Annotated in this window: 5 protein-coding genes; 1 reads left to right on the plus strand and 4 read right to left on the minus strand. The window is 51.2% G+C overall.

Translation table 11 applies throughout. From position 1 onward, the window contains the following. The first annotated feature begins 6 nt into the window (after positions 1 to 6). A complete protein-coding gene (fabF, locus tag BMZ56_RS12060) occupies positions 7 to 1,245 on the plus strand; it encodes a beta-ketoacyl-ACP synthase II (RefSeq protein ID WP_090626886.1) in 1,239 nt (412 codons plus the stop codon). Positions 1,246 to 1,252: 7 nt separating this feature from the next. Here fabF and BMZ56_RS12065 read toward each other — a convergent pair whose 3' ends face one another. The 4 genes from BMZ56_RS12065 to BMZ56_RS12080 form a co-directional block, all read right to left on the minus strand. Further along, on the minus strand, positions 1,253 to 2,260 hold the full coding sequence (locus BMZ56_RS12065; RefSeq protein ID WP_090626888.1) for a PorP/SprF family type IX secretion system membrane protein: 1,008 nt from the start codon (positions 2,258 to 2,260) through the stop codon (positions 1,253 to 1,255). 21 nt (positions 2,261 to 2,281) lie between these two features. Continuing rightward, positions 2,282 to 3,835, minus strand: coding sequence for a T9SS type B sorting domain-containing protein (locus BMZ56_RS12070; RefSeq protein WP_090626890.1), 1,554 nt, complete (start codon positions 3,833 to 3,835; stop codon positions 2,282 to 2,284). Positions 3,836 to 3,851: 16 nt separating this feature from the next. Next, a complete protein-coding gene (locus BMZ56_RS12075; RefSeq protein ID WP_090626892.1) occupies positions 3,852 to 5,321 on the minus strand; it encodes a CshA/CshB family fibrillar adhesin-related protein in 1,470 nt (489 codons plus the stop codon). After that, positions 5,318 to 6,710, minus strand: a 1,393-nt coding sequence (locus BMZ56_RS12080) for an RHS repeat protein (RefSeq protein WP_177195139.1), incomplete at its 5' end; no start/stop codon positions are given. The genes BMZ56_RS12080 and BMZ56_RS12075, both read right to left, overlap by 4 nt.

Raw genomic sequence — 6,710 nt, forward strand, 5'->3', positions numbered from 1 at the left:
GATATTATGGTAAGAGTAGTCATTACCGGAATGGGGGCCGTTACGCCCTTGGGTAACGATGTAAAAACGTTTTGGCAGAATATTATCAACGGTGTAAGCGGTGCGGGTACCATTTCGCGGTTTGACGCAAGCCAATTCCGCACGCAGATTGCCTGTGAAGTAAAAGATTTTTCGCCGGAGCGTTATTTAAACCGGAATGAAATCAAGCGGAGCGACCTCTTTACGCAATATGCGCTGTATTCGGCGTCGCAGGCGCTGGAGGATTCGGGACTTGATCTTTCGACGATGGACCCGTTTGATATCGGTGTGATCTGGGGAGTGGGACAAGGCGGCATGGAAACCTTCGAACAAGAGGTGACCCAATATGTTACTGGCGGATATACACCACGTTTCAGTCCCTTTTTCGTCCCGCGATTGATCGTTAACTTGGCTTCGGGCATGATCTCGATGAAATTCGGGTTGCAGGGTATTAACTACACAGCTGTTTCGGCTTGTGCAACGTCTAACACGGCTTTGATGGATGCGTTCAATTACATCAAGATGGGCAAAGCGAAGGTGTTTGTTACAGGAGGCTCTGAGGCCCCCATCACACCGGCTTCCATTGGTGGGTTTTCGGCAATGAAGGCGATGTCTACGCGTAACGACGACCCCCAACATGCAAGTCGGCCGTATGACCGGGATCGGGACGGCTTTGTAATGGGCGAAGGTGCAGGAGCATTAATTCTGGAAGAATACGAACATGCGAAACGACGCGGAGCACCTATCTATGCCGAATTGGTGGGTGCATCCATGACAGCGGATGCTTATCACATGACGGCTCCGCATCCGGAAGGGATCGGCGCATCCAAAGCGATGGAGCTGGCATTGAAGGAAGCGGGAATATCGCCAGCGGAGGTGGATTACCTTAATCCGCACGCAACGTCCACACCCATTGGCGACATCAGCGAATTGAAAGCGGTGAGTGCGGCTTTGGGCAACACGGAAAACCTGCGTATCAGCGCGACAAAGTCGATGACGGGACATTTACTGGGTGCTGCCGGTGCCATTGAAGCGATTATTGCGATAAAAGCGATAAACGAACAGCTGATTCCGCCCACCATTAACATCGATTCGCTGGACGAGGCTGTTCCGCAGGGCATCCATATTGTGACCCATGAAGCGTTACCCCACAAAATCAACGTGGCGATGAGCAATGCATTTGGCTTTGGCGGTCATAATGCCACTGTCGTTTTCCGGAAAATATAGCAAGCCGTTAGAAATAACATTTGACCCGGTCAAGTGGTCGCCCTAACGTGACGCCCAATGTCACTTCATGCGATCCGTTTTGCAGGCCATTGAGGCGGCTCAGCATGTAGTCATAGGAATACCCAATGCGGAGCCTTTCGGTAACAAAGATCTGCATGAGGAACGAGGTGGAGTTCATGCCACTGAGGCGGTTGCCCGTGAAGCGCTGATAATCCCGGCGGAATGCGGAGACACCAGTACGGATGCCGCCGCCCAACCACAATCGGTCGCCAAAGATGGCCATTGCACTGATGTCCAAGCTGGGAGGGCCCATGAAATCGTCTTTATACAGGAGGCTGGGCCTCAGTTTGACGGATTCGTTGAGGTCTACCAACATTCCCCCGATAATATATAAGTGCCGTCTGCGCCGGATGTGGTCAGTAGTGGTTTGATCCCACCGGAACAGGTTATCGCTGCTGTTGCCCGAGAGCAGGTCCATGAGGGAAATCCCGGCATACCACCTGGCATTGTGGTAGTAGATGCCAAATCGAAGATCGGGCACGAAGTTGCTGATTTTTCCGGTGGGAAGCGTCTGATCACCATCGTCCAGCACGATAATCTTAGTACCGTCCAAGCTGTATTGGGTCACCCCTGCCCCCACGCCAAAGCTAAGCCGTTGGGTGTCCTCACGATCGAGACGAAGCCGGTATGCATAGTTGAGGTAAGCCGAGGTGGCGGTTTGCGGCCCCAGCTGGTCGGCCATGAGCTGTATGCCGCCGCCATGGCGCCGTGCGCCATAGAGATCGAGCAAGCCATCCAATGACAATAAACCGGTCTGGGGTGCTCCTTCCAGGTCCACCCATTGGCTGCGGAGTCCGAGTTGGGCAAACAGTTCCTCCTTATATCCCGCATAGGCTGGATTCACGCTCATGGAATTGAACACATATTGGGTGAACTGGATATTTTGCTGACCTTGCACGGGGAGCATGGCGTTCCAGCAGAGCAACAAGGCGAGGATTTTGAATGTTCTTCTCATATCGGTAGGCCGTCTCCTTTATTATCTTTTTACGAGCACCCACCCCTTGTGGATGGTTTCTACGCCGTTTTTGATGAGCACGAGGCGATAATAGTATGTGCCTTCGCTTACCCCTGCTGCACCCCAATCTTGTTGATAGCTGTGGCTGCGGTATACTTCATTGCCCCAGCGGTTGAAAATGGTCAGATCGCCGTTATCGTAGTTTTCCAGTCCCTGAATGACAAACAGGTCATTTTTACCGTCGCCATTGGGCGTCACAGCATTTGGAATGAGCAATTCGGCATATGTGATTGTCATCCGGACAGTCGCAAAATCCTTCAGTCCGTTTTCATCGGTGATTTCATAGATGAAGGAGTCGTCGCCGACGTATTTGATATTGGATGTATAGGTGATACTACCGTCGCTGTTGATGAAAACCGTTCCATGTGTTGGCTGTACGACTACGCGTACCCGACCGACCAAAATGGGGCTGTTTCCAGGCAGGTCGTTTTCAAGAACGACGACGGTGAGCCGTCGACCAGAGGGCCCTTCGTGTTCATCATCGTTGGCTTGCGGCCCTCGATTGTCCGATACCAATTTTGTCAGCCAGCTGTCGTCAGCAGATGCAGTGGCTGCTGTCACCCAGTCGCGGGTGTGTGTACCCTGCGCGATTCGTTCGGTATTGCCGCCCATCCAGTTGCCGCTACCCGCATATTGGACAATCTGGGCCTGCTCATCGACGTAGGCCGTGCCGTTGGTGATGCTGTTGTGTTGTAGCGTATAGGCCGTATATACGGGTTGGTCGGCGTAGATGTGCCACACGCGATCCATTCCGGCCTGTGGTTGTTCGACCACTGCCGGTGAGGCCGCGTAATCTTGTACCGCCACGTATAAGGCAGTTTTGCTAGCCGGAGACAATGTCGCAGGCGTATAGTCGCCTTCTGCTATGCCCACGGGAAAAGTAAACGGATTGGTCATGGCATAGGTTTTCACGATGTGTCCGGTGATACTGTTGCCGGTTACGATCATCCGTTCGCGGCTGTAATTATGGAGGCTCCCTTGTTCGCCGATGTATAGGTTATGGCCGTTGAGTATTATATCGCCGCTATCTACGGCAAACTCAAAGTGGCTGTTGAGGTGGAGTGCAGCTGCTTGTGGCCTGTTGGCCGGTAGGTTGATGTGATAGCCCGGGTCGGTGAGATCGGCGAGGACAAGATTACTTGGGTTACGCAGTTCGATGGTTACACCGATGAGCCTGCCATTGTTACCATCGATTTGAGTAGGGCTGGTGGGCATGTCTTCGTAGAACGGATTGGTGCCCGGGTCGTGGATAATGATTTTGCCTGTGCCGGTAAAGGTGGCGGTCGGAGCAATCCAGATATTGCGGCTCCAGATTTCGAGTGTGCCGTTGATGATCCAATGGGCATTTGGGCCGAAGTAGGTGGTTTCGGCAAAACGGAGTTCCACGGTTTCCGGCTCAATGATGACGGTCGAGTTGTCGGCAGTGGTGCTGCCGGCGCCGGTTTGGGCATACACCAGATGCTTCGCGAGGAAAAACACCAAACAGCAAACGATATATCGACAAGCACGGCTCATTTTAGTATTCCATCATTTACGGCGATTGTGTGGGCTGTTTTACTTTTGAAGGAAGCATGGGGTTTGTTGTCGCGGGGCCTAATATATAAATGAAGTGATCTTCCACTTCGCCGCTGGATGCGACGGTCGTCGGAGACAGTATTTCGTCTTCGTTAACAGCGTACCGTATTCTTGCGTAGGTGCTCTTTGCGATGCGATTTTCGGGAATGGTCCATCTTAGTATTACGGTGCCAGTGCCTGCAGGAGCTTCGGTGGAGGACCGTTCACTTTCTTCGAATTCCCCGTTCCAGTTGAAATCTATCCATGCGACAATGCGAGCGTTTGCCGAACCTTGATAAGGAATCTCGACGGCTATCGTATTCCCTTTCTTGTACGTTGCGTTATATGACCAACGCTTGTGTGCAGCGGGCCAGGCATCTTCTTCGTTTGTCGGTCCGTCCGGATCATTATCGTCACCAAGGGCGTCTTCGCTGTATAGGGGCACGGCATCCGGATCAGGGCCAGTGGATCCAAGATAGGTGGATGGTTCCGACACGAGCGCCCCTGGGGTATAATCTGGCCTGTTTAGGTTTTCGGGCACTCCCATGGTAATTTCATCGTCACTAAGGGCGGTTCCGTCAAACAGGTGAAGCGGGGCACCGTAGGACTCCGGTGCGTCGCCTCGATCGGCATTGATCGTGAGGAGTCCTAAGGCGAGAGCGGTTGTACCGGTACCACGTAAGGTGACGTCAAAGGAAACCTCATAGTCGTCGTTGAAAGCGCCATAGGCGGAGGAGTTAAATGTGAGGAAAGATACGGCGGCTGTGTTGTCGTTATTGCCCTTTTGGAAATGAATCCGTTGTCGGGTAGTTCCTGCTTCGGTGGTTTTTTCTACCATATAGGGAGCTGTATTTGCCAGGTTTTTTTTTAATTCAACAATGTTCCATGTTCCATCGGCGGTGACGTGAAAGAATTCTCCCGAATTATTCAAGGATTCTGCATCGCCCAGCACCAAGCCGGCCAACCTTACGGGTATCCCATCCAATCTTGCTTTGCAGGTGATGGTGAAACTTACTGTTTGGCCACTTGTTTTTATACCGTTTACAAGTTGATTACTGGCGTCGGTACCTCCGATGTGGTACATGTCATCCATGGAATCGCCGCCATAATTTCCAGGAGCGTAGCTTTTGATTTCCCCACCGGGGGAAATATTGCTGATAACCGCTTCTACACAAAGGTATTTCCCGTCACCCAAGGGTATGGAGGCGTAAGAGCCGGAGCCGTTGTTTAGCGGTTGATCATGTCGACCATATTGATAGTTGTCAACGTTGCTGAGCTCCGCCCCCCATGTTAACCACAGAACTTGCTCTTTGTAAAGACTGGTTCCGCCTTGAGCGTAGGCTGCAGTGGTCGGCTGGGAAGGAAAGCACGGGGATTGCGCTTGGACTTCCTGTAATGTTAGAAATATGTACAAGCAACATCCGGTTAAAAAGGCAATGTGTTTCATAAATTTTGTTTTACGGCAAATACAATATTCATGAATGAGCCGAGGGTAACATCGGCATCGGGTTTAATTTCGTAGCGTAATACTCCGTATTCATCTACCGTTATATTTTCAAACACCATTTGGTCATACCATGTAATGTAATAGTAAAGTTCGTTAGCTGGTAATACAGGAAGGGGTTGAGCCCCAGGGCTCGAGACTTGTGGCGAACCAAATTGTTTTTGATATTTTTTATATAAATCGATGGTGCCGAATGGTTCTTCGGAAGGGTTTTCCACTTGATCCGCTGCTGTGGGGATAATAATGGAAGGCATGTAAAAGAATTTCGGCATAGCAGCTTTTAGGGCTTTTAGCTCCCCGGTTATTGCATCGGCTACGACAATTTTGTCGTCTGTTGCGGTTGAATATTCCAAGCCGGCGATGGCTAAGGTGTTGTCTGCGTCTGTTTGGATCGTAGTCTTCGGTTTTATAAGTGGGCCACCGAGTTGTATAGCTCCGCTTGTTACATCGATGTTAAGGCCATTATTGGCTTTGACGTCGATGACGTCGTCTACGCCGTCCTCCGCAGAGTAGGTGAGCCGGTATACCGCGTCGCCATCGGTATTGGTGGTTATCTCACTGCCCAGCTCGGTCACCGTCTCCAGGTTCTTGACAACGGGCGCCATGTCCAGGTTGGTGGTCTGACCGTTCTCGTCGGTGTAGGTAAGCAGGTGATTGTCGGGATCATACTCGAGCCTACCGACATTCATATCAATGTTTACAGGATCGCCGTTCTCATCGGTATAGGTGAGCAGGTGGTTGTCAGGATCGTATTCCAACTTTCCGACATTCATATCGATATCCACCCTGTCCCCGTTCTCATCGGTGTAGGTAAGCAGGTGATTGTCGGGATCATACTCGAGCCTACCGACATTCATATCAATGTTTACAGGATCGCCGTTCTCGTCGGTGTAGGTAAGCAGGTGATTGTCTGGATCGTATTCCAGCTTTCCGACATTCATATCGATATCCACCCTGTCCCCGTTCTCATCGGTATAGGTAAGCAGGTGGTTGTCTGGATCGTATTCCAGCTTTCCGACATTCATATCGATATCCACCCTGTCCCCGTTCTCATCGGTATAGGTAAGCAGGTGATTGTCTGGATCGTATTCCAGCTTTCCGACATTCATATCGATATCCACCCTGTCCCCGTTCTCATCGGTGTAGGTAAGCAGGTGGTTGTCTGGATCATACTCGAGCCTACCGACATTCATATCAATGTTTACGGGATCGCCGTTCTCATCGGTGTAGGTAAGCAGGTGATTGTCGGGATCATACTCGAGCCTACCGACATTCATATCAATGTTTACAGGATCGCCGTTCTCGTCGGTGTAGGTAAGCAGGTGATTGTCT

The organism is Parapedobacter indicus, assembly GCF_900113765.1.
Classification (GTDB): Bacteria; Bacteroidota; Bacteroidia; order Sphingobacteriales; family Sphingobacteriaceae; genus Parapedobacter; species Parapedobacter indicus.